The sequence below is a fragment of the Pseudomonas sp. LF020 genome, assembly GCF_053456425.1.
Map to the genome: position 1 here is coordinate 200,736 of NZ_JBRFIX010000001.1, position 22,411 is coordinate 223,146.

Here is a 22,411-nt window from a genome sequence, read left to right on the forward strand (position 1 = left end):
CGCCCTTTTTTTATGGGCGCCGGATGGGCTATTCTCGGGCTCTCCCGCGCCGTCGTCAGAGCCGGGTGTAGAGCAGGGAACCCCTCGATGATCACCAGTAAGCTGCCGAATGTCGGCATCACTATTTTCACGCAGATGTCTCAGCTCGCGGCGCAGACCGGAGCGATCAACCTGTCCCAGGGTTTTCCTGATTTCGACGGCCCGCAGTCCCTGCGTGACGCGGTCGGTCGGCATATCGCCAGCGGCCACAATCAATATTCACCGATGACCGGCCTGCCGGCGCTGCGCGAGCAGATCGCGGCGAAAATCGCCCGCAGTTATGGCGTGAAAGTCGATGCCGACAGCGAAGTGACCGTGACGCCGGGCGCGACCCAGGCGATCTTCTGTGCAATTCAGGCGGTTATCCACAGCGGCGACGAAGTCATTGTGTTCGACCCGTGCTACGACAGCTATGACCCGGCGACGCAGTTGGCGGGCGGTCGCTGCGTGCATGTGCAGTTGAACCCGGATGATTTCTCCATCGATTTCGACAAGCTCGCGGCGGCCCTCAGCCCGCGCACGAAAATGATCGTCATCAACACCCCGCACAACCCGAGCGGTGCGCTGATCAGCCGTGCCGAACTGGATCAACTGGCGGAGTTGATCCGGGGTCGGGACATCTACCTGATCAGCGACGAGGTGTACGAACACCTGGTGTTCGACGGTGTGCCGCATGTCAGCGTGTTGGCTCACGAAGAGCTGTACCAGCGCGCATTTGTGGTCAGCTCGTTCGGCAAGACTTACCACGTGACGGGCTGGAAAACCGGCTACGTGGTGGCGCCACCGGCGCTGACCGCCGAGCTGCGAAAGGTGCACCAGTACGTCAGTTTCTGCGGTGTCACACCGCTGCAATACGCCTTGGCCGATTACATGGCCGAACACCCGGAACACGTTGAAGAGCTTCCGGGTTTCTATCAGGCCAAGCGCGACCTGTTCTGCGATTTGCTGGCGTCGTCGCGCTTCACCTTTACCCGCGTCACCGGCACGTATTTCCAGTTGGTCGACTACTCGCAGATCCGTCCTGACTTGAACGACGTCGACATGGCGATCTGGATGACCCGCGAACATGGCGTGGCGAGCATTCCGGTGTCGGTGTTCTATCAGAATCCACCCGAAGGCCAGCGCCTGGTGCGCCTGTGCTTCGCCAAACGCGAGGAGACGCTGCGCGAAGCAGCGGCAAAACTATGCGTGATCTGAGTGCATTGCCCGATCTTAATCTGGCGCTGATCCAGACCAGCCTGGCCTGGCATGACCGTCAGGCCAACCTCGAGCACTTCGAGGTGCTGCTGGAGCAGGCCCGGGGCGCAGACCTGATCATCCTGCCGGAGATGTTCACCACCGGTTTCTCCATGGAATCGGAAACCCTCGCCGAAGCCGAGCACGGCCCGACCAGCAAGTGGATGAAGACGCAGGCCGCGAAGCTCAATGCAGTGATCACCGGCAGCGTGATCATTCAGGCGGCGGACGGCAGCCATCGCAATCGCTTGCTGTGGGCACGCCCGGACGGCGAAGTCTGGCATTACGACAAGCGCCACCTGTTTCGCATGGCTGGCGAACACAATCACTACACCCCCGGCGAGCGCCAGGTGCAGTTTGAGCTCAAGGGTTGGCGGATTCGGCCGCTGATTTGCTACGACCTGCGTTTCCCGGTGTGGAGTCGCGACGCACAGGACACCGATCTGCTGCTGTACACCGCCAACTGGCCGGGTGCACGGCGTCTGCACTGGAACCGCTTGTTGCCGGCGCGGGCGATTGAAAACCTGTGTTATGTGGCGGCGGTGAACCGGATCGGCACCGACGGCAAGGGCTTTGCCTATACCGGCGACAGTCAGGTGCTGGATTTCCAGGGCGAGACGTTGCTGGCGGCGGGGGAGGCGGACGGCGTGTTCAAGGTTGTGCTGGAAGCCGCACCATTGGCGGCGTATCGCGAGCGTTTTCCGGCGAATCTGGATGCGGATACTTTCGAGTTCACCTGAAAAGCCAAAGATCGCAGCCTGCGGCAGCTCCTACAGGAGGTACGCTGTCCCGATGTAGGAGCTGCCGAAGGCTGCGATCTTTTGATCTAAACAAAAAGGCCCCAGAGTCCACACTCCGGGGCCTTTTCATTTCAGCGAAGGCTTAAGCCGCTTTCGCCTCAGGCTGGCTCAACGAGCGGTTCAGCGCACTGAACAGCGCCTTGAAGCTGGCGGTGGTGATGTTTTCATCGATACCCACGCCGTGCACCGCACGTTCGCCATTCACACGCAGCTCGATGTAGGCCGCTGCCTTGGCGTTGGTGCCCGCGCCGATCGCGTGTTCGTTGTAGTCCATGATTTCCACTGGAATTGGCAGACCGGCCACCAGGGCTTCCAGCGCGCCGTTGCCCTTGCCGCGCCAGTGCAGGTTGGTTTCGCCCTGACCCTTGCTCGCCACTTCCACTTCGACGGCGCTGTTGCCGTTCTCTTCCTGCAGACGATGGCTGACCAGCGCGTACGGGGTGTTGGCTTGCAGGTATTCGCTGATCAACAGCGAGTGGATCTGCTTGGCGGTCATTTCCAGGCCGAGGCGATCGGTTTCCCGCTGCACCACCTGGCTGAATTCGATCTGCATGCGACGCGGCAGGCTGATGCCGTATTCCTGCTCCAGCAGGTAGGCGATGCCGCCCTTGCCCGACTGGCTGTTCACACGAATCACCGCCTCGTAGCTGCGACCGATGTCGGCCGGGTCGATCGGCAGGTACGGCACTTCCCACAGGGTATCCGGTTTCTGCTGGGCGAAGCCCTTGCGGATCGCGTCCTGGTGCGAGCCGGAGAATGCGGTGTGCACCAGGTCGCCGACGTACGGGTGACGCGGGTGCACCTGGATCTGGTTGCACTCTTCGACGACTTTGCGCACGCCGTCGATGTCGGAGAAGTCCAGCTCAGGGTCAACGCCCTGGGTGTACATGTTCAGTGCCACAGTAACGAGGTCGACGTTACCGGTGCGCTCGCCGTTGCCGAACAGGCAGCCTTCGACGCGATCCGCGCCGGCCATCAGGCCCAGCTCGGTAGCGGCGACGCCGGTGCCACGGTCGTTGTGGGTGTGCAGGCTGATGATCACGCTGTCCCGACGGTTGATGTTACGGCCGAACCATTCGATCTGGTCGGCGTAGACGTTCGGGGTCGCGCATTCAACGGTCGCCGGCAGGTTGAGGATCATCTTGTGCTCGGGCGTCGGGTTCCAGACCTCGATCACTGCGTCACAGACTTCCTTGGCAAATTCCAGTTCGGTGGCGCTGAAGGTTTCCGGCGAGTATTCGAAGGTCCACTCGGTGTCCGGCTGCATGGCTGCGTATTTGACGAACAGCTTGGCGGCGTTGACTGCGATGGCCTTGATGCCGTCCTTGTCCTGATTGAAGACGATACGACGGAAGGAAGGCGAGGTGGCGTTGTACAGGTGAACGATGGCTTTCTTCGCCCCGCGCAGGGATTCGAAAGTCCGCTCGATCAGGTCTTCACGGCCCTGGGTCAGCACCTGAATGGTGGTGTCGTCCGGGATGTGGCCTTCTTCGATCAGGGTACGCACGAAGTCGAAGTCGGTTTGCGAAGCGGCCGGGAACGAGGCTTCGATTTCCTTCACGCCAACCTGCACGAGGGTTTTCCAGAAGCGCAGCTTCTTCACCGCGTCCATCGGCTCGATCAGCGACTGGTTGCCGTCACGCAGGTCGGAGCTGCACCAGATCGGCGCGGCATCGATGGTTTTCGACGGCCAGGTGCGATCCGGCAGATTGATGACGGGGAACGCGCGGTATTTCGAAGACGGGTCTTTGAGCATGCTCATCGGGAAATTCCTTATTGTCTGGGCCGAAAAGAGGCGGCCTGCCGGTGGAACGAATGTTCGGGAAAACGCTTGGGACGAGGCGCAGCGATTCAGCCCGGCAGTCGTGCGCTGACGAGGCACAGACTACGGTGCTGGCGAAGCTGAATAAGGGTGTGAGAGGTTTTCATGCCTTCAACCCTAACCGCGAGGGGAGAGGATGGCAAGCAGTCGAAAAAAATTGAGAGGAATACTCGAAATACCGGATTTTGCAGAATTTTATTGCGTTTAAGTCGGTGGTTCTTATTGATGTTTGCGTGAGGTTAGATTGGGGCGCAATTGATGTTGGTCGGGTGTCAGCAATATTTTCGGATTGGGTAGACCGCATTCGCGGGCAAGCCCGCTCCCACAGTGTCCGTGTCGCACACGAATATTATGTACACCCGAAAAACCTGTGGGAGCAGGCTTGCCCGCGAAGAGGCCCGTGGCCTCAACACCAAATTCAGGGCTGGAATGCCCCAATGAAAATCGCCGGATCCACCCGCGCATCGTTCAAGCTGATGTTCCAGTGCATGTGCGGCCCGGTCGCCCGGCCGGTCGAGCCGACCTTGCCAACCACCGCGCCACGGGCCAGTTGATCGCCGACCTTCACGTCGATTTTCGACATGTGGCAGAACATGCTGATAAAGCCCTGTCCGTGATCGACAAACACCGTGTTGCCGTTGAAGAAATAGTTGCCGGTCAGAATCACTTTGCCCGCTGCCGGGGTTTTGATCGGCGTGCCGGCCGGCACCGCAAAGTCGAGGCCGGCATGGGGGTTGCGCTCTTCGCCATTGAAGAAACGGCGCACACCGAACTTGCTCGACAGCGGCCCGTTGACCGGTTTGTCCAGCAGCAGGTTGCTCGGGGTGTTCGGGCTGAAGCTGCGGTACGCCTTGATCTGCTCGGCCAGTTCGCCCTCGATGCGCTTGAGGTTCGCCGGGTTCGGATTGACCTGTTGGGTGTTCTTCAGGGTGATGTGCTGCTCCGGGTATTTCTTGTTGCCGACGGTGAACGGCAGATTGCGCCCACCGCTGCTGATCTGCTGACTGCCGGGTTTGACCGTCAGCGGCACGCCGACAATCGCCAGCCAGTTGTTCTGTTCTTTCACCACCAGCACCGGTTTGCCCTGATAGGTGGCTTTTGGTGCCTGCGCGGCGCTACCCAGATCGACCACCGCCACACCGCCCGGCACCGGTTTGTTCAACAGACGGGTGATGTAACTGTCGGCGTGGGCATTGAAAGAGGTCAGGCACAGCAACAATAACGGAGCAAGAAAACGCGGCATGGATCAGTCCAGTAAAGAGAGGGTGACAGGCGTCAGGTGGTTGTCCTCGACGCGCACTTGCAGTTCGCCTTCGCCCAGTTTTGCTTTCAGGCGCTGGCCGGTTTGGGTCTGCGCGGCATTACGGATCGCGTGCCCGCGCTCATCGAGCAGAATGCTGTAGCCACGGCCGAGGGTCGCCAGCGGACTGACCACATGCAGCGTCTGCATCTGGCTGTGCAGTTGCAGGCGACGGTTTTTCAGGCCTTCGCGCATGGCGCGCGGCAGGCGTTCGGCGAGGCTGTCGAGGCGTTGGCGCAGCATCGCCAGTTGCCGACCCGGATGCTGCCCGGCGAGGCGGGTTTCCAGACGGATCAGACGTTCGCGGCGGGTATTCAGTTGGCGCTCGAAAGCCCGGCGCATGCGCATGTCCAGGTCATCCAGGCGTTGCGCTTGCTGGCGCAGGCGTTCGCCGGGGTGGCGCAGACGGCGGGCCATGCCTTCCAGGCGCAGACGATCGCGCATCAGCCGGTCGCGCATGCGCATCACCAGACGCCGGTGCAGGCTTTCCACCTGACGGGTCAGGTGGCTCGAATCCGGGGCCAGCAGTTCGGCGGCGGCGGAGGGCGTTGGGGCGCGCACGTCAGCCACGAAGTCACTGATCGACACATCGGTTTCATGCCCGACGGCGCTGACAATCGGCGTCACGCAGGCATCGACCGCGCGGGCCACGGCTTCTTCGTTGAAGCACCAGAGGTCTTCCAGCGAACCGCCGCCACGGGCGAGGATCAGTGCGTCGAAACCCCGGGCGTCAGCCATTTTCAGCGCACGGACGATTTGCGCGGTGGCTTCACGACCCTGCACGGCAGTCGGGATCAGCGTCAGTTGCACCTGCGGCGCCCGGCGGCGGAACACGCTGATGATGTCGCGAATCACCGCGCCGGTCGGCGAACTGATGATGCCGATGCGTTGCGGATGCGCCGGCAGGGGCACTTTGCGTTCCGCACTGAACAGACCTTCGGCGCTGAGCTTTTCCTTCAGTGCGTCGAAGGCCAGGCGCAGCGCGCCGTCACCGGCCGGCTCCACGGTATCGAGAATCAGCTGATAGTCGCCACGGCCTTCGAACAGCGAGACTTTGCCGCGCACTTTCACGGCCAGGCCGTCCTTCAATACCTGACGCACCCGCGCCGCATTATTGCGAAACAGTGCGCAACGCACCTGCGCACCGCTGTCCTTGAGGGTGAAGTACACGTGGCCGGACGCCGGGCGGGCGAGGTTGGAGATTTCGCCTTCGACCCAGATATTGCTGAATACGTCTTCGAGCAACACCCGCGCGCGGCCGTTGAGCTGGCTGACGGTCAGGACTTCACGGTCCAGGCCAAGTCTTGCAAAGGGATCTTTAATCATGGGGCGCAGTTTAAAGCTAATTTCCGACGCAATACACGAATCCCTGTAGGAGCTGCCGAAGGCTGCGATCTTTTGATCTTGATCTGTATGAGAAAGATCAAAAGATCGCAGCCTCGTTTCACTCGTCAGCTCCTACAGGGGATTTGTGAAGGTCTGGATGATGTGTTGAACCAGTGGCGTGGGATTCTGGCGATGGGCGAGGGCGACGGTGCTTTGGCAATCGGGATCGCTCAGCGGTAGAAATCGTACGCCGCCGGGGGCGATGTCCTGCATTGATTCGGGCAGCAGGGCGATGCCGAATCCAGCCTGGATCAACTGCAACTGCGTAGTTTTGCGCGACATCACCCGCGCTGCTTTGGGGAAAAAGCCCTGGCGCATGCACAGGTCGGCACACAGATAGCTGAGGCCGCCGCGCTGTGGATGCGGGATCGAGATGAATGCTTCGTCTCTCAGTTGCGCCAGTTTGACAGTGGGTGAGTCGGCTAATCGATGATCGTTCGGCACCGCCAGCAGCAGGCGCTCGGTGAACAGCGGCACAAGCTGAATGCCTTCGCGCTGACGCAGCACCGGCAGGCGCAACAGGCCAATGTCGAGGCGTCCTTCAGCGAGTTCCTCAAGCTGCGCTTCGGAGGACAGCTTGCCAATGTCCAGCGATACGCCTTGCTGCTGATCGAGATAGGTGCTGATCCGACCCAATAAATGCCCGCTGATCGATACGGTGCTGGAATGACTCAGGCGCAAAGTGCCCAGTTGACCGTTGCCGACTTCGGTGGCCATCGCGCTGGCTTTGCTCAGCTCATTGAGCAGGTTTCTGGCCCGAGGCAAAAAAGCCTCGCCAGCGGCGGTCAGCCGGGGCTGGCGTGCGGTGCGTTCGAACAGCGGGGTTTGCAGACGCGCTTCCATGTCCTTGATCTGCCGGCTCAGCGCCGATTGCGCGATGAACAGGCGTTCGGCGGCGGCGCTGAAACTGCCGCTGTCGGCGATTTCCACGAAGTAGCGCAGTTGACGGGTTGAAAGCACCAGGTATGCCTTTTCGAGATGAGTGGGTGGCTTTGAACATATTAGTCGCAAGCCTTGGCACTGGCTAAAGTCATCTCAGGCGTATAAAGGAAGCGGATCGATGAGTGTGGCGGGTTTGTTGAGTGAGTGGACGTGGGGCGCTGGCGGTTGGGCGGTGATCGGCTTCGGTGTTGCGCTGGCCTATATCGTCTTCGGGATTGCCGGATTCGGTACGGCGCTGGTCGCGGGGCCGATTCTGATTCTGTTCATGCCGCTTTCGAAGATCGTGCCGTTGCTGGTGCTGCTGGATTTCGTCGCGGCGTTTGGCAATCTGCTGCCCTCGCGCCGGGATGTGGCGAAACCCGAGTTGTTGCGGCTGCTGCCGTGCATGGCGGTGGGGTGCACGTTGGGGGTGATTTTCCTGCTTAACCTCAAATCCGATCTGTTGTTGCTGTTGATGGGGCTGTTCATCAGCGCTTACGCGATTTACAGCCTGTGGGTGAAAACCCGGCCGACGCAGTTGTCTGCCGCATGGGCGCTGCCGATGGGCACGATAGGCGGGCTGTTTGGCGCGCTGTTTGGCAGTGGCGGCTTCTTATATGCGATCTATCTCAACAGCCGTTTGCCCAAGGACGCGGCCCGGGCCACGCAAAGTGCGCTGATCAGTTGCAGCACGGTGGTGCGTTTGAGCCTGTTCGCCATCGCTGGGGTGTATGCCGAGCTACCCTTGTTGATGCTGGCGCTGTGTCTGTTGCCGGCCATGGCGCTGGGGCTGTGGATCGGGCGGCGGGTGACCATGAGATTGTCGCGCGAGGCGTTTGTGCGGCTGGTGACGTGGCTGGTGCTGGCGAGCGGGATTGCGTTGATCGGGCGCTACATTATCAGTATGGCGTGAGTACTTGACCGGATTTCGTCAGGGATTAAGCTGCCGGCCTTTAGGGCCCTTCGCGGGCAAGCCCGCTCCCACATTGGAACGCATATCCCTGTGGGAGCGGGCTTGCCCGCGAAGGCGTCAGAAGCCATACCGCAGGACTTTCCATGAATTCGCAAAGCATCATCGTCCCGAAAATCTCCACCCTGCCGGTCCACGAGCCTAGGGCGCGGGCGATCCTGCGCTGGCTGGTGCGCAAGAATATCGTCAAGGAAGAACTAAGCACCTGCGGCCGCACCGGCAATCGCATGGCGTACGCGATCGCCGATGGCGCGCGCGCCGTGGTACTGCACCCGCAGGCTTTGCCCTTCGGTGAACCCATCAACGGCCTGGAGATCGTCACCAAGCGCTGCATCTACACCCCGGCCAAGGGTTTTCTCGAAGAAGCCGGGTGCGCCGAATGCCGCCGCGAAGTTGGCGAAGCGTTGTTCGAGAGCTTGGAAGACTGGTTTCCAGGCCGCACCGACAACTTCACCTGTCCGGAATGCGGGCACGAAGATGACATCAACGGTTTTCTGTTTTTGCAGGAATGTGCGTTTTCCAACCTCGGCTTCATCTTCAACAACTGGCTGGAAGCCGGGTTCAAGCAGAGCTTTATCGACGAATTCGCCGATTGGCTCGATCAGCCTGTCAGCTGGGTAAAAGTCGAACTCTGACCCTGCGTTCGGCCCTGTAGGAGCTGCCGAAGGCTGCGATCTTTTGCCGTTGTTTTTTACAGACAAGATCAAAAGATCGCAGCCTTCGGCAGCTCCTACAGAAAGCAGCGGGGCCCGTACATCAATTAGGCTGAGTTTTACATTGAACAGCAGGGGGTGTCTGACTATAATGGCGCGCTTCCATTTTCCCGCTCGGGAGCCCCCGCGATGCTGCGTATCAGCCAAGAAGCTCTGACATTCGACGACATTCTCCTAGTGCCCGGTTATTCCGAGGTGCTTCCTAACGAAGTCAGTCTCAAGACCCGCCTTACCCGTGGCATCGAGCTGAACATTCCTCTGGTTTCTGCCGCCATGGACACCGTTACTGAAGCCCGTCTGGCAATCGCCATGGCTCAGGAAGGTGGCATCGGCATTATCCACAAGAACATGACCATCGAGCAGCAAGCTGCCGAAGTGCGCAAGGTCAAGAAGTTCGAAGCCGGCGTCGTCAAGGATCCGATCACCATCGAGGCTGACGCCACGGTGCGTGATCTGTTCGAACTGACCCGCATGCACAACATTTCCGGCGTTCCGGTGCTGCACGATGGCGACCTGGTCGGCATCGTTACCTCCCGTGACGTACGCTTCGAAACCCGTCTGGAAGCCACCGTACGTGAAGTGATGACGCCTAAAGAGCGTCTGGTCACCGTGCGTGAAGGTGCCGACAAGAACGAAGTCCGCGAGCTGCTGCACAAGCACCGCCTGGAAAAAGTCCTGATCGTTGACGACAAGTTTGCCCTCAAAGGCATGATGACCGTTAAAGACATCGAAAAAGCCAAAGCCTACCCGCTGGCCAGCAAGGACGATCAAGGTCGTCTGCGCGTTGGCGCTGCCGTCGGTACCGGGAAAGACACCGGTGACCGCGTTGCCGCGCTGGTCAACGCCGGTGTGGACGTGGTGGTGGTCGACACCGCGCACGGTCACTCCAAGGGCGTGATCGACCGCGTTCGCTGGGTCAAAGAGAACTTCCCTGAAGTGCAGGTGATCGGCGGCAACATCGCCACCGGCGCCGCTGCCAAGGCCCTGGCCGAAGCCGGCGCTGACGCGGTCAAGGTCGGTATCGGCCCTGGCTCGATCTGCACCACCCGTATCGTCGCCGGTGTCGGCGTGCCGCAAATCAGTGCCATCGCCAACGTCGCCGCTGCCCTTGAAGGCACTGGCGTGCCGTTGATCGCCGACGGCGGCATCCGTTTCTCCGGTGACCTGTCCAAGGCCATCGTCGCTGGTGCCTCTTGCGTGATGATGGGTTCGATGTTCGCCGGTACTGAAGAAGCGCCGGGCGAGATCGAACTGTTCCAGGGCCGTTCGTACAAGGCGTATCGCGGCATGGGTTCGCTGGGCGCCATGTCCCAGGCGCAAGGCTCGTCCGACCGTTACTTCCAGGACTCCTCGGCAGGCGCCGAGAAACTGGTTCCGGAAGGTATCGAAGGCCGTGTGCCGTACAAAGGCACCCTGACCGCGATCATCCACCAATTGATGGGCGGTCTGCGTTCCTCGATGGGTTACACCGGCAGCGCCGACATCGAAGAAATGCGTACCAAGCCTGAGTTCGTGCGGATCACCGGTGCCGGTATGGCCGAATCCCACGTTCACGACGTGCAGATCACCAAAGAAGCGCCAAACTACCGCGTAGGTTGAGGCTTCCAGCAAAACATCAAGCAACCGGGGCTGTTTTATTCAGCCCCGAGTTGTTTCTGAATCACGACTGTTTCTGAATTACTTAGACGAGACTGAATCATGGCCCTCGACATTCACGCTCACCGCATCCTGATCCTCGACTTCGGCTCGCAATACACCCAACTGATTGCCCGCCGCGTGCGCGAGATCGGCGTGTACTGCGAACTGCACCCGTTCGACATGGACGAAGAGGCGATCCGCGAATTCGCCCCTAAAGGCGTCATCCTCGCCGGCGGCCCCGAGTCCGTGCACGAAGCCAACAGCCCGCGCTGCCCACAGGCAGTCTTCGATCTGGGCGTGCCGGTCTTCGGTATCTGCTACGGCATGCAGACCATGGCCGAGCAACTGGGCGGCAAGGTTGAAGGTTCCGAGCTGCGTGAGTTCGGTTACGCTCGCGTTGACGTGGTCGGCAAGAGCCGCCTGCTCGACGGCATCGAAGACCACATCGACGCCGACGGCCTGTTTGGCCTCGACGTATGGATGAGCCACGGTGACAAGGTCACCAAAATGCCGGAAGACTTCCACATCCTGGCCAGCACCCCGAGCTGCCCGATCGCCGGCATGTTCAACGACGAACGCGCTTACTACGGCGTGCAGTTCCACCCGGAAGTGACTCACACCAAGCAGGGCGGCCGCATCCTCTCGCGCTTCGTGCTCGACATCTGCGGCTGTGAAGCGCTGTGGACTCCGTCGAAGATCGCGGAAGACGCCATCGCCAACATCCGCGCACAAGTCGGTACCGACAACGTGCTGCTGGGTCTGTCCGGCGGCGTTGACTCCTCGGTGGTTGCGGCGCTGCTGCACAAGGCCATCGGCGATCAGCTGACCTGCGTCTTCGTCGACAACGGCCTGCTGCGTCTGCACGAAGGCGAGCAAGTGATGGCCATGTTCGCCGAGAACATGGGCGTCAAGGTGATCCGCGCCAACGCCGAAGAGCAGTTCCTGGGCAACCTGGCCGGCGAAGCCGACCCGGAGAAGAAGCGCAAGATCATCGGCCGTACCTTCATCGACGTGTTCGATGCCGAATCCTGCAAGCTGGACAACATCAAGTACCTGGCTCAGGGCACCATCTACCCGGACGTGATCGAGTCGGCTGGCGCGAAAAGCGGCAAGGCCCACGTGATCAAGTCGCACCACAACGTGGGCGGCCTGCCGGAAGAGATGAACCTGAAACTGGTCGAGCCACTGCGCGAACTGTTCAAGGACGAAGTCCGTCGTCTGGGTCTGGAACTGGGTCTGCCGTACGACATGGTCTACCGTCACCCGTTCCCGGGCCCGGGTCTGGGCGTACGCATCCTCGGTGAAGTGAAGAAGGAATACGCCGACCTGCTGCGTCGTGCCGACCACATCTTCATCGAAGAATTGCGCAAGGCCGACTGGTACCACAAAGTCAGCCAGGCCTTCGTGGTGTTCCAGCCAGTGAAATCGGTTGGCGTGGTCGGCGATGGCCGTCGTTACGCCTGGGTCGTGGCCCTGCGTGCCGTGGAAACCATCGACTTCATGACCGCACGTTGGGCACACCTGCCTTACGAACTGCTGGAAACCGTTTCCGGTCGCATCATCAATGAAATCGAAGGCATCTCCCGCGTCACCTATGACGTGTCGAGCAAGCCGCCGGCGACGATCGAGTGGGAGTGATCCCACGCAAGCCGTAAAGGCTTGATCGCTGCAACCGAAAAGCCGTGTGAAATCCGTTTCACACGGCTTTTCTGTTTTTGCGTTACAGCGGTTGTGACCAGCCGCCCAGTTGCATACCCAAATCATCCAGTGCCTGCAGCAGCGCTTTCATGCTCGGGTAGCGTTTACCGCTCACCGAAGGCCAGCCGGGACGTTCGATGTAGAAACGTTTGCCTTCGGTGCCGATGACGGTTCGCACCAGCTCTCCCGTGCGGCTGCGATGCACAATGAATGTCATGTTGGGTTGCTGCTTGAGGGAGTACATGCCGTAGCGAGGCAGCAGGGTCTCGAATTCCGTCATGGTGTGTGCGGTCCAGGGGGTTTCGATTTGCAGGCGCAGGTCGCCTCTGACCAGCGCCGAACGATCATGCGCCGTACCGCCCAACGGCAGGATTTTCCCCGGATCGACGTCGATGCCCCGCGAAGCCCCTTCGGGGACGTCCTCGACGCGAATGCCGATTGCCTCCTCCAGTTCGCTGACGCCGGCAACCCCTTCAAAAGTGTTGGAGTGAGAGTTGCCCATCAGCGCCACCCATTTGTGCGCGCCGCGTGCGGACTGGTCAGCGCGGATCATCAGGCGGGCGAAATAATTCATCATCTTTTGCCGCGCGGTTTCGTTGCCCAAAGGCAGGTACATGCCGTTGAGCCGGTAACTCGCCATGCAATCGATGGCTTGCACATGAATCCCCTGTTTTCCGGCTTCCTTGACCAACTCCAGAAACGTATAGCGTTCCAGCGGATCGGTCATGTTGCCGACGTCGAGCGCCTTGAGATAGGCCTCGAGTTTTGTCGGCATGCTGCCGGTTTGGAAGAACTCGTCCAGCGCGGCTTGGTGGAAGTCGGTCAGCAGGTGCTCCATGTACAGGCTCTTCACCTGTTTGCTGGCGAGCAATTGCATGTTCTCGATCAGCCATTGTTTGCTGCCGATGGCAGTGTGGCTCTCGCCGAGCACCAGGCCTCGGGCATGTTCAAGGATTTTCCCGATGATCTCTTCGGCTGTCGCGTCTGCCGCCAGGGTTGGCACGGGAGGACGTTCGGGCAGGCGCAAGGTGCTGTAAAAATCCAGCGCGTCGCGATACAGGCGCTTGCGAATGGCCTTGAAGTCGCGATAGGCATCGAACTCGTTCAGGCTGTCATAGACGTCACGCAGGGCTTCGTCATTCAGTCCCGCTGCGCCTTCTTCCAGGTGCGCCTTGAGTGGTGCAGGTACGTCGTATTGCGAAGCGGGCAGTGCGGCCACCGGGCTGCGGCTGCTCGACCCGGCCAGTGCCGACGGCTTGCCACCGCCGCTGAGCCCTGCGCGAGGCATGGTTTCCCATTCACCCTGAGGATTCAGGCGTACCGGGATCGAGCGAGTAAAACCGTGGGGATGCTCGGGATCGATGACCGCCCAGTGTCCGCTGCCATTGATGTCGGTTTCATAGCGTACGTAATAGGCGGTGTCATCCATCAAGATAGCGGTCGAGGGGTTCGAATCGAGCAGATAAATACCCTGGAATTTTCCTGGCTCGCTGACCGGAGTCATCCCGTCCAGCAATTCATTGGCCTGCCAGCTTGGCGGAATGACCGGACGCGGAGCGTCTTCCAGCAGCGTGGCAACGCTGACTTGCGGCCAGCCCATCGGCTTCAGGCCTCTTTCGATCAGCGCCTGTTTCAATTCATCCAGGGAGTCCACAGTCAGCGAGTCCGGGGCCGGGGCAAGCGGGGTGTCAAGATTGAATCGGCCAGCAGGGGTCATTCTGATCACGCTGTCGGCCATGTGGCGCTCGGCATTTCGGTAGACCACCAGCAGGCTGCTGCGGTAGCGCTGAAACGTGAACATCCCCGGTTCCGGCAGCAGTGCTCGCAGGTCCTGTGGGGGGCGGTACGCCCAAGGCGTTTCCACTTGCACCCGCCAATCGCCTTTGATCAGGTTCTGAATGCTGTCGGGGTCACTGAGGCCGCCAGCCAACTCTTCGACCGGAGAGTCGGGGTAGTCGGCGTACTCCACCGCCAGTCCAGGGTCGGAGCCGATACTCCGGGCCTGCCCGGGCGCCACATCGTCGACACGCACGCTCAAGGCGTCGGTCTGCTCGCTGATGCCTTGATAGCCGCGGAAGGCGCTCATGTTTTCCTGATTGACCAGCGCCACCCATTTGCCCGGACCATTGAGTTCCTGATGAAAGCGGATGACCTCGCTGGCGAAAAAGCTGCGCGCCATCTGACTGTTGGGCACGGGCTGCATTGAGTCTTTGTTGATGTTGTATGTGCTCGACAGGTCGATCGCCTGAATCCGAATACGTTGGGCGTTGGCGGCTTTGATCAAGGCCATGAGATTGAATTTGCCATCCGGATCATTGCCGGCCCTGAAGTCGATTCGGCTCAGATAGTTTTGCAGTTCTTCGGACATTTCCCCGGTGCGGGCGAAAGCATCCAGATCCAGTTGATTGACGTTGGCCAGCAGTTCTTGCAGATACAGGGTCTTCACACCGTTGCGGGCAAGATTGGGCATGTCTTCGATGAGCAGTTTCTTGCTGCCGATACTGCCCCGGCTTTCGCCGATGACCAGCCCGGGTTTTTCCGACAGCGCGGACTCGAGCAGCTCGCTCGGGCTGGCGACGGGAGCCGGCGTCGTGAGCGGCGGGCGTGGAACAGGCGGATGCAGTTCGTACCAGGCAGTGGCATCGCTGATCAGCGTCGCACGCGGTTGCTCCTGCGCCAGATCGAACTCGCTTAACGAGATGACCTCATGTGCAGTCGGCATGAGTGCATTGCCTGCTTCGGTTTCGGGTCGGATCACACTGTGCATGTCGATGCCTCCCAGCGTCCAGGCCCGACGGAACTGGCCTTGCAGATCCGGGCCGCCGAGCGCCCAGGCGCGCATCGCCGGATCATCGAGTCCAGGCACATGGATGCCGGGTGTCTGCGCCCACTGTTCGACTGCGGGTTCACTGACTGCGCCTGCACCCGCGATCATGGGCGCATCACTACCGCCGCGAAGCCCCGGTCTGGGCGCAACTTCCCAGTTTCCTTCGGCGTTCATCCGGACGGGAATCGAACCTGAAAATGCCTCGGGCCGGGTCGGATCGATGATTGCCCACGTGCCACGACCGTTGATGTTTTGTTCGAAGCGTACGTAGTAGGCATTGTCGTCGAGCACGATCGCGGACGACGGATTGGACGCCAGTCTGTGGATACCACGGAATTTTCCGGGATCGTTGATCAGCGTGTCATCACCCAGGACCCGGTTGATCCTGAACGACTCCGGTATGCCCGGGTGGGGAGTCGCGGGCGAATCGGGCAGGGGTACTGATTGCGGCGTCACCGGCTGCGGATTTTTCGGCTGACTTTCAATCAGGTCAGCCATCTCTGTCGCTTCGGCAGCATCAATCTGCGGGCCAACTTCCTCCAGCGATCCGGGGCCTTTGAGTACCAACAGGTTGAACAGCATGTCGATGCCGCTGAGGACTGCGCCGAGAATCCCGGCCTTGCGCTCGGCGGCGGTTTTGCCATTGACCGCCTGATCGATGTTCAGCCCCATGTTGGCAATGCTGGCGCCGATCACCGGCAATGCGATTGGCCAGCCGACCACCGCCATTGGCCCGAACACCTTGACCCCAGCGCTGAGGTAGCCGATCCACAGCTGCTTGCGCAGGTCACCGTTGGAGGTCAGGGACAGGCTGGCCTCGGCAAACATCGCCGCGCGGGTCGAATCACTCAGCCAGGTGAAGGCGTCACCGCTGACCGCGCGGTTGTCCTGATTGATCAGCGAGTGATCGTAGCGGCCCCATGTCGCCACCAGGCGATTCATCAGGTCACCAAGGTTGGCGTTGATCTGCTGCCGGTCGGCCAGCGAGAAATGCGCAAGGAATGTCTCGCGCGCGGCGGGTGTGTTCATCCGCTGCAGGATCCAGAAGTGCAGGTCGGTGACGGTTTCCACTACTTGAAAGGCATCGGTTTCACCGGGCAGGTAAAGAATCTGCCGACCCTTGGGCGCGACGAAACGCAGGACGTTGATCGCGGCGTAACCGGCAAGGTCCAGCGTGCGTACGCTGCTCGTGCAAGCATGTCGAGCCTGCAGCGTTGACAGGCTGACTGGCCAGGTCAGCGGGCCGATCACCGCTTGCGTGACGAACAGGAAGTCCTCGTCACTCAATTGGCGTTTGTCCCGCGCCTGCAGTGCTTTGATCAGAAAGTTGCACTTGGCCAGGGTACGAAAGTCGCTGCCGCTGGTGTTCCAGAATGCGTTCAGTTGAGCGTCGTACAGGGCGCTGAAATCGATGCTCCAGAAGTCCTTGAGCACGTCGTTGCCGTGCAGGCGCACTTCATTGCGTTCATCGAAGGTGCGGGCATCGGGACCGGCAGTGTAGAAACCGCCATAGACGTCGAGCAGGTCGGCGTTGTCCTGATCGGCGACGCGGAAGCGGTGAATCACCAACTGGGTCAGGGTCATGCTTGAAGTGGGCGTGGCGTGCACATGCTCCCAGCCGGTGAAGGCTTTCGAACTGCTTTGCGAGGCGTCGAAGCGGTGGAAATACACGTGATCCGGGTCGAGGCCGTGGACCTGGTATTTGATCAGCAAGTCGCTGGCGGCCTGTCGAGCGGCGTCCTGCAGGCTCGGGCAGGTCTGGATGACGGTGGCGGCAATCGCCTTGAGCGCGGCCTTGTCGGCGGCGTTGGGCATCGGGTTGGGCATGTGTTTGGGCTCTCTGTCCTTGAGAAACGGGTGGCACAGGATGGCCCGGCTGTTCAATGCATGTGCACTACATAGTTATGTCACCTGAGCAGTCGAAATCGTGTACGCGCGAGGCGCAACTGCGTCCATCCGCCGCGCTGCCCTTACTGTTTCGCAATTGCAGGTGTATCGTATTTGCCTTTTGCGGGCCCGGTGCCCGAAGCAGATACGTGAGGTAGTTGAGTTCATGTCCTTTACCCGTCGCCAAATCCTCGGTGGCCTGGCCGGTCTTGTTGTCGTTGGAGTCGGAGCGGGAGGCGCGTCGCGCTACTGGCTGGGCAAGATGGCCGATGCTGACGCGGGCCACGACTACGAGCTGATCGCGGCGCCACTGGACGTCGAGCTGGTGCCGGGACACAAGACCGAAGCCTGGGCGTTCGGCCCGTCGGCGCCGGGCACGGAGTTGCGGGTGCGTCAGGGCGAATGGCTGCGGGTGCGCTTCATCAACCATCTGCCGGTGGCGACCACCATTCACTGGCACGGCATCCGTCTGCCGCTGGAGATGGACGGCGTGCCGTACGTCTCGCAATTGCCGGTGCTGCCCGGTGAATACTTCGATTACAAATTCCGCGTGCCGGACGCCGGCAGCTACTGGTATCACCCGCATGTCAGCAGCAGCGAAGAGCTGGGGCGCGGGCTGGTCGGGCCGTTGATCGTCGAAGAGCGCGAACCCACTGGTTTCAAGTACGAAAAGACCTTGAGCCTGAAGAACTGGCACATCGACGACGAGGGCAATTTCGTCGAGTTCAGCATTCCTCGCGAAGCGGCACGTGGCGGCACGGCGGGGCGGCTGTCGACCATCAACGGCGTGCCATCGCCGGTGATCGAGTTGCCGGCGGGGCAGATCTCCCGGGTGCGTTTGCTCAACCTCGACAACACCCTGACGTATCGCATCAACATCCCCGGCGTCGAAGCGCAGATCTATGCGCTGGACGGCAACCCGGTCGAGCCGCGCCCCTTGGGCAAGGAATACTGGCTGGGGCCGGGCATGCGTATCTGCCTGGCGATCAAGGCGCCACCGGCCGGTGAAGAATTGTCGCTGCGCAACGGCCCGGTACGCCTGGGGACTCTGCGCTCGGTGGCCAATAACGATGCACCGACCGAGTGGCCGAAAGCCTTGCCCGCCAACCCGGTGGCCGAGCCGGATCTGGCGAATGCCGAGAAACTCAACTTCAATTTCGAATGGGTCGGTTCGGTGTCGGTCAACGTCGACAACGGCAAGCCGCCGAGCCTGTGGCAGATCAATGGCAAGGCCTGGGACATCACCGACAAGACCTGCGCCGATCGGCCGATTGCCAGCCTGAAGCTGGGCCAGAGCTACATCTTCGAACTGAAGAACATGACCCAGTACCAGCACCCGATTCACCTGCACGGCATGAGCTTCAAGGTGATTGCGTCGAACCGGCACAAGATCACGCCGTACTTCACCGACACGTATCTGCTGGGCAAGAACGAGCGTGCGCAAGTGGCGCTGGTGGCGGATAACCCGGGGGTGTGGATGTTCCATTGCCATGTGATCGACCACATGGAAACCGGCCTGATGGCCGCCATCGAGGTGAAGTGATGCGCCAGATTCGCCCCGCCGCGATCATCGACCGTAGTCGTGACCGCGATTTCATGCGCGAAGCCCTGGCCCTTGCCGGGCAGGGCGCGGCGCTGGGCGAAGTGCCCGTCGGCGCGGTGCTGGTGCAGGACGGCGAGATTGTTGGTCGCGGCTTCAACTGCCCGATCACCACCAGCGACCCGAGTGCCCACGCGGAAATGGTCGCGATCCGCGCTGCCGCTCAGGCCATCAATAACTATCGCCTGCCGGGCAGCACGCTGTACGTGACGCTGGAGCCGTGCAGCATGTGCGCCGGGCTGATCGTGCATTCGCGGATTGCCCGTGTGGTGTATGGCGCGCTGGAGCCGAAGGCCGGGATTGTGCAGAGTCAGGGACAGTTCTTTACCCAGGGCTTTTTGAATCACCGGGTGTTGTATGAGGGCGGGGTACTGGCCGAAGAATGTGGAGCAGTGCTGACCGAATTCTTCAGGGCGCGGCGCGCGAAACCGGCAGACTGAAGAACGACATCAAACCCTGTGGGAGCTGGCTTGCCAGCGATGGCGTCGGCACATCAAGCATTGATGTCGACTGATCCACCGTTATCGCTGGCAAGCCAGCTCCCACAGTTTTTTGCAGTGTCTGGAAGGGATCGTTACTTCTTCGCGACGATGACCGCCCGCATCGGCGCCGGCAGCCCTTCGATAGTCTTGCTGTGATCCTCGGGATCAAGGAAGTCGCTCAACGATTGATACTTCATCCACTCGGTACCACGCTGTTCTTCAACGGTGGTGGTGCTGACGTCCACACACTTCACATCGGTGAACCCGGCGCGGCGCAGCCATAATTCCAGCGCCGGCACCGATGGCAGGAACCACACGTTGCGCATCTGCGCGTAGCGATCTTCCGGTACCAGCACTTGATGCTTGTCGCCTTCAACCACCAGCGTTTCCAGCACCAGTTCGCCGCCCTTGACCAGGCAATCCTTCAGCGCCAGCAAATGCTCGATCGGCGAACGCCGGTGGTAGAACACACCCATCGAAAACACTGTGTCGAAGCCTTCGAGGTTCGGCGGCAGGTCTTCGAACGGGAATGGCAGGTGCCAGGCATTCGGCTCGGACAGATAACGCTGCACGGCCTGGAACTGGCAGAAGAACAGCCAGTTCGGATCGACGCCGATCACGCTGTCGGCACCGGCGCCGAGCATGCGCCACATGTAGTAACCGTTGCCGCAACCGACATCGAGGATGCGTTTGCCTTTCAGATCCAGATGCGGGGCCACCCGTGACCACTTCCAGTCCGAGCGCCATTCGGTGTCGACGTGCACGCCGAACAGGTCGAACGGCCCTTTGCGCCACGGCGACAGGCCCATCAGCGCGGTGCGCATTTGCGCGCGGGTTTCGTCGTCGCATTCGGTGTCGAGTTTCAGGCCGTTGAGCAGATCGACTTCAGTTGGCTCAAGTTTCGGTAGCGCGTCCAGCGCACTCTGCCAGCGCTCCAGATCGCCGTGACCTTTCTCCATTTTCTTGTCGAGTTGCACTTGCAGGGTGTTGGCCCAATCGGCCAGCGGGGTGCCGGCCAGACGGCGGGCGAGGGGGGATAGATCAATCATGGCAAGGCAATCAACGAGGCAAAGTTAAGACACTGGAACCACGGCACGACTTTCGAGAACCCGGCGGCCAGCAGGCGTTTGCGGTGTTCTTCGAGGCTGTCGGGCTTCATGACGTTTTCGATGGCGCTGCGCTTCTGGGCGATTTCCAGTTCGCTGTAGCCGTTGGCGCGTTTGAACGCGACGTGTAGATCAGTGAGCAGCGCGTGTTCTTCGGCATCGTTAAAGCGCAGCTTCTCCGACAGAATCAGCGCGCCGCCGGGCAGCAGCGACTGGCGGATACGCGAGAGCAACGCAGTGCGCTGCTCGGGGGCGATGAATTGCAGGGTGAAGTTCAGCGCCACCACCGAGGCCGGTTTGAACTCGAGCGCGAGAATGTCGCCTTCGATCACTTCGACCGGCAGTAACTCCTGGAACATCGAATCCTGACCATTGAGGTATTCACGGCAGCGTTCGACCATCGCCGCCGAGTTATCCACCGCGATCACCCGGCAACCGTCGGTCCGCACGTGACGGCGCAAGGCCTGAGTCACGGCGCCGAGCGAAGCACCGAGGTCGTACAGCACGCTGTTCGGTTGTGCGAACTGCGCCGCCAGCACGCCGAGGTTTTCGACGATGGTCGGATAACCCGGCACCGAGCGCTTGATCATGTCCGGGAACACCCGCACCACGTCCTCGTTGAAGGCGAAGTCAGGCACCTGGGCCATCGGCTGGGCGAAAATGCGATCGGGTTCTTTGCTCACGGCGGTTCCGGCGGTGTCGATGAAAAGGCCGGCATTTTAGCCAAACTGGAGCTGGGATGCTTGGGTTGTCTGATAAAGCGCCGCAAGCAAGCCTTAAGCACACACCTGTGGCGAGGGAGCTTGCTCCCGCTCGGCTGCGCAGCAGTCGCAAAACCTGATTACCGGATATACCTGAAGTATCTCGTGTGGCGATTTTGGGGTCGCTTCGCAACCCAGCGGGAGCAAGCTCCCTCGCCACAGGGGTTAGTGGGGTTTTTTGGAGAACGCGGAGGCCGTGATCCCCCACTGTCCGAGCCAGTAACTGAGGATGATCACGTACGGCGCGGCGTGAAACGGCGACACAAAGCGGTCGATGCCAATCACACTGTCGGAGAACACGAACGCCAGCGCCCCCGCCGCCGCCAGCAACGCCGAGCGCTTTGGCACGTCAGTGCCGAGGCGAGCGAGGGCGCGCCAGAGCATCGCGCTGATCGCCGTGCCATAGACCACCACCGGCACCAGCAACGGCCCCAGACCGCTGGAAATCAGCAACCCCAGCAGCACCGCGCCAACGCCAAGCGCAAGCACCAGCGGCAAAAGCGCCAGCCGTTTGCAATCGCTGAGATAAGCCTTGAGGTACGCCAGATGCGCGACCAGAAACGCACCGAGGCCAAACACAAACAAATCACCCGGCCACGCCAGCAACACATCACCGAGCACAGAGAAAATCAGCCCCAGACTGATCCAGCGTCGATAGTCGCTGGGTGGCGCGTCGTGCAGCCAGCCGAGCAGTGCCAGCACCGGCAACGGTTTGACCAACAGGCACAGCAGCGCCGCATGGGTGCTCACGCCATAGAGAAAGGTCACCGCGCCCATCAGCGCCAGAATCAGCCAGCCCACGATCAGTTCACCGAAATGGCGCAGTCGAAGGTTTCTGCCGGCTCGACTTCCGGTTCCCAAGGTTGCTGCGAGGTCAGGCGCAGGCGCCCGGTGCCGGTGGCGAAGGCCTGAAAGCGCCAGGTGGAGAAACCGCCCGCACCGACCATGCCCGAATCTTTCGGGCTGCTGTAGACCTCGGGGCTGAGGGCATGCAGCACGCCGCCGGCCGAATCCTGAATGGCCCAGCGGTAGCCGGTGGTGGGGTTGCTCGGCAGCATGACGATCAGGTTTTGTCCGTTGGTCAACTGCACGGGGCATTCGCTCTGGTTTTCCACGGTCACGTTCTGTTTTGGCTGCGTGGCGCAGGCGGCCAGCAAAGAGAGGGCGAGTGGGACAAACAGGCGAGTGGGGGACATAGGCTCAGTGGCTCCGGCGTTGGCGACGA

General features: G+C 61.0%; 17 protein-coding genes. 8 read left to right on the forward strand and 9 right to left on the reverse strand.

All coding sequences use genetic code 11. The features are described 5' to 3' along the window. Positions 1 to 87: 87 nt before the first annotated feature. Together ACU680_RS00990 and ACU680_RS00995 are read left to right on the forward strand one after the other, a co-directional pair. Positions 88 to 1,236, forward strand: a complete 1,149-nt coding sequence (locus ACU680_RS00990; RefSeq protein WP_448178413.1) for a pyridoxal phosphate-dependent aminotransferase — start codon at positions 88 to 90, stop codon at positions 1,234 to 1,236. Beyond that, positions 1,224 to 2,015: an amidohydrolase gene (locus ACU680_RS00995; RefSeq protein ID WP_448178414.1), complete on the forward strand. Its 792-nt coding sequence runs from the start codon at positions 1,224 to 1,226 to the stop codon at positions 2,013 to 2,015. The genes ACU680_RS00990 and ACU680_RS00995 overlap by 13 nt, the downstream gene beginning before the upstream one ends. 142 nt (positions 2,016 to 2,157) lie before the next feature. Here the strand turns inward: ACU680_RS00995 and leuA are convergent, their stop codons facing one another. From leuA to ACU680_RS01015, 4 genes are all read right to left on the reverse strand, one after another. Beyond that, positions 2,158 to 3,837 carry a 2-isopropylmalate synthase gene (gene leuA / locus ACU680_RS01000; protein ID WP_027612129.1) on the reverse strand — a complete coding sequence of 560 codons (1,680 nt, stop codon included), beginning with the start codon at positions 3,835 to 3,837 and terminating at the stop codon, positions 2,158 to 2,160. Between the two features lie 478 nt (positions 3,838 to 4,315). After that, the gene (locus ACU680_RS01005) at positions 4,316 to 5,140 is read right to left on the reverse strand and encodes a peptidoglycan DD-metalloendopeptidase family protein (protein WP_448178415.1); all 825 of its coding nucleotides are present in this window, start codon (positions 5,138 to 5,140) and stop codon (positions 4,316 to 4,318) included. Between the two features lie 3 nt (positions 5,141 to 5,143). After that, the gene (xseA, locus tag ACU680_RS01010) at positions 5,144 to 6,523 is read right to left on the reverse strand and encodes an exodeoxyribonuclease VII large subunit (RefSeq protein WP_448178416.1); all 1,380 of its coding nucleotides are present in this window, start codon (positions 6,521 to 6,523) and stop codon (positions 5,144 to 5,146) included. Positions 6,524 to 6,655: 132 nt separating this feature from the next. Continuing rightward, positions 6,656 to 7,543, reverse strand: coding sequence for a LysR family transcriptional regulator (locus ACU680_RS01015; RefSeq protein ID WP_448178417.1), 888 nt, complete (start codon positions 7,541 to 7,543; stop codon positions 6,656 to 6,658). A gap of 100 nt (positions 7,544 to 7,643) precedes the next feature. On the opposite strand from ACU680_RS01015, the gene ACU680_RS01020 reads away from it, so the two are divergent. The 4 genes from ACU680_RS01020 to guaA all read left to right on the forward strand — a co-directional run bounded on the left by ACU680_RS01020 (position 7,644) and on the right by guaA (position 12,463). Continuing rightward, complete coding sequence (locus tag ACU680_RS01020) at positions 7,644 to 8,417, forward strand: sulfite exporter TauE/SafE family protein (protein ID WP_448178418.1); 774 nt, start codon at positions 7,644 to 7,646, stop codon at positions 8,415 to 8,417. Positions 8,418 to 8,560: 143 nt separating this feature from the next. Next, positions 8,561 to 9,109, forward strand: coding sequence for a sugar ABC transporter ATPase (locus ACU680_RS01025; RefSeq protein ID WP_007964454.1), 549 nt, complete (start codon positions 8,561 to 8,563; stop codon positions 9,107 to 9,109). Between the two features lie 207 nt (positions 9,110 to 9,316). Next, on the forward strand, positions 9,317 to 10,786 hold the full coding sequence (gene guaB / locus ACU680_RS01030) for an IMP dehydrogenase (RefSeq protein WP_123588548.1): 1,470 nt from the start codon (positions 9,317 to 9,319) through the stop codon (positions 10,784 to 10,786). Between the two features lie 99 nt (positions 10,787 to 10,885). Beyond that, a complete protein-coding gene (gene guaA / locus ACU680_RS01035) occupies positions 10,886 to 12,463 on the forward strand; it encodes a glutamine-hydrolyzing GMP synthase (protein WP_047599311.1) in 1,578 nt (525 codons plus the stop codon). 82 nt (positions 12,464 to 12,545) lie between these two features. Here guaA and ACU680_RS01040 read toward each other — a convergent pair whose 3' ends face one another. Then, positions 12,546 to 17,177 carry a membrane-targeted effector domain-containing toxin gene (locus ACU680_RS01040; RefSeq protein ID WP_448178419.1) on the reverse strand — a complete coding sequence of 1,544 codons (4,632 nt, stop codon included), beginning with the start codon at positions 17,175 to 17,177 and terminating at the stop codon, positions 12,546 to 12,548. 226 nt (positions 17,178 to 17,403) lie between these two features. On the opposite strand from ACU680_RS01040, the gene ACU680_RS01045 reads away from it, so the two are divergent. Further along, positions 17,404 to 18,780, forward strand: a complete 1,377-nt coding sequence (locus ACU680_RS01045) for a multicopper oxidase family protein (RefSeq protein WP_448178420.1) — start codon at positions 17,404 to 17,406, stop codon at positions 18,778 to 18,780. Continuing rightward, positions 18,780 to 19,277: a tRNA adenosine(34) deaminase TadA gene (gene tadA / locus ACU680_RS01050; protein ID WP_448178421.1), complete on the forward strand. Its 498-nt coding sequence runs from the start codon at positions 18,780 to 18,782 to the stop codon at positions 19,275 to 19,277. The genes ACU680_RS01045 and tadA overlap by 1 nt, the downstream gene beginning before the upstream one ends. 134 nt (positions 19,278 to 19,411) lie before the next feature. On the opposite strand, the gene cmoB is transcribed toward tadA, so the two are convergent. The 4 genes from cmoB to ACU680_RS01070 all read right to left on the reverse strand — a co-directional run bounded on the left by cmoB (position 19,412) and on the right by ACU680_RS01070 (position 22,382). Next, a complete protein-coding gene (gene cmoB, locus ACU680_RS01055) occupies positions 19,412 to 20,368 on the reverse strand; it encodes a tRNA 5-methoxyuridine(34)/uridine 5-oxyacetic acid(34) synthase CmoB (protein WP_448178422.1) in 957 nt (318 codons plus the stop codon). Further along, positions 20,365 to 21,072: a carboxy-S-adenosyl-L-methionine synthase CmoA gene (gene cmoA, locus ACU680_RS01060; protein ID WP_448178711.1), complete on the reverse strand. Its 708-nt coding sequence runs from the start codon at positions 21,070 to 21,072 to the stop codon at positions 20,365 to 20,367. The genes cmoB and cmoA overlap by 4 nt, the downstream gene beginning before the upstream one ends. 279 nt (positions 21,073 to 21,351) lie before the next feature. Then, positions 21,352 to 21,987 (reverse strand): lysoplasmalogenase, encoded by a 636-nt coding sequence (locus ACU680_RS01065; RefSeq protein ID WP_448178423.1) that lies wholly within the window; start codon positions 21,985 to 21,987, stop codon positions 21,352 to 21,354. Between the two features lie 2 nt (positions 21,988 to 21,989). Beyond that, positions 21,990 to 22,382: a protease inhibitor I42 family protein gene (locus tag ACU680_RS01070; protein ID WP_115984378.1), complete on the reverse strand. Its 393-nt coding sequence runs from the start codon at positions 22,380 to 22,382 to the stop codon at positions 21,990 to 21,992. Positions 22,383 to 22,411: the final 29 nt, after the last annotated feature.

What these genes read in the sequence shown, in the direction of transcription:
- ACU680_RS01040 (WP_448178419.1), bottom strand. Translation starts at nt 17,177, where the DNA reads ATGCCCAACCCGATGCCCAACGCCGCCGACAAGGCCGCGCTCAAGGCG.
- tadA (WP_448178421.1), top strand. Translation starts at nt 18,780, where the DNA reads ATGCGCCAGATTCGCCCCGCCGCGATCATCGACCGTAGTCGTGACCGC.
- ACU680_RS01045 (WP_448178420.1), top strand. Translation starts at nt 17,404, where the DNA reads ATGTCCTTTACCCGTCGCCAAATCCTCGGTGGCCTGGCCGGTCTTGTT.
- guaA (WP_047599311.1), top strand. Translation starts at nt 10,886, where the DNA reads ATGGCCCTCGACATTCACGCTCACCGCATCCTGATCCTCGACTTCGGC.
- ACU680_RS01070 (WP_115984378.1), bottom strand. Translation starts at nt 22,382, where the DNA reads ATGTCCCCCACTCGCCTGTTTGTCCCACTCGCCCTCTCTTTGCTGGCC.
- cmoA (WP_448178711.1), bottom strand. Translation starts at nt 21,072, where the DNA reads ATGGCCCAGGTGCCTGACTTCGCCTTCAACGAGGACGTGGTGCGGGTG.
- leuA (WP_027612129.1), bottom strand. Translation starts at nt 3,837, where the DNA reads ATGAGCATGCTCAAAGACCCGTCTTCGAAATACCGCGCGTTCCCCGTC.
- ACU680_RS01020 (WP_448178418.1), top strand. Translation starts at nt 7,644, where the DNA reads ATGAGTGTGGCGGGTTTGTTGAGTGAGTGGACGTGGGGCGCTGGCGGT.
- cmoB (WP_448178422.1), bottom strand. Translation starts at nt 20,368, where the DNA reads ATGATTGATCTATCCCCCCTCGCCCGCCGTCTGGCCGGCACCCCGCTG.
- ACU680_RS01025 (WP_007964454.1), top strand. Translation starts at nt 8,561, where the DNA reads ATGAATTCGCAAAGCATCATCGTCCCGAAAATCTCCACCCTGCCGGTC.
- guaB (WP_123588548.1), top strand. Translation starts at nt 9,317, where the DNA reads ATGCTGCGTATCAGCCAAGAAGCTCTGACATTCGACGACATTCTCCTA.
- xseA (WP_448178416.1), bottom strand. Translation starts at nt 6,523, where the DNA reads ATGATTAAAGATCCCTTTGCAAGACTTGGCCTGGACCGTGAAGTCCTG.
- ACU680_RS00990 (WP_448178413.1), top strand. Translation starts at nt 88, where the DNA reads ATGATCACCAGTAAGCTGCCGAATGTCGGCATCACTATTTTCACGCAG.
- ACU680_RS01005 (WP_448178415.1), bottom strand. Translation starts at nt 5,140, where the DNA reads ATGCCGCGTTTTCTTGCTCCGTTATTGTTGCTGTGCCTGACCTCTTTC.
- ACU680_RS00995 (WP_448178414.1), top strand. Translation starts at nt 1,224, where the DNA reads ATGCGTGATCTGAGTGCATTGCCCGATCTTAATCTGGCGCTGATCCAG.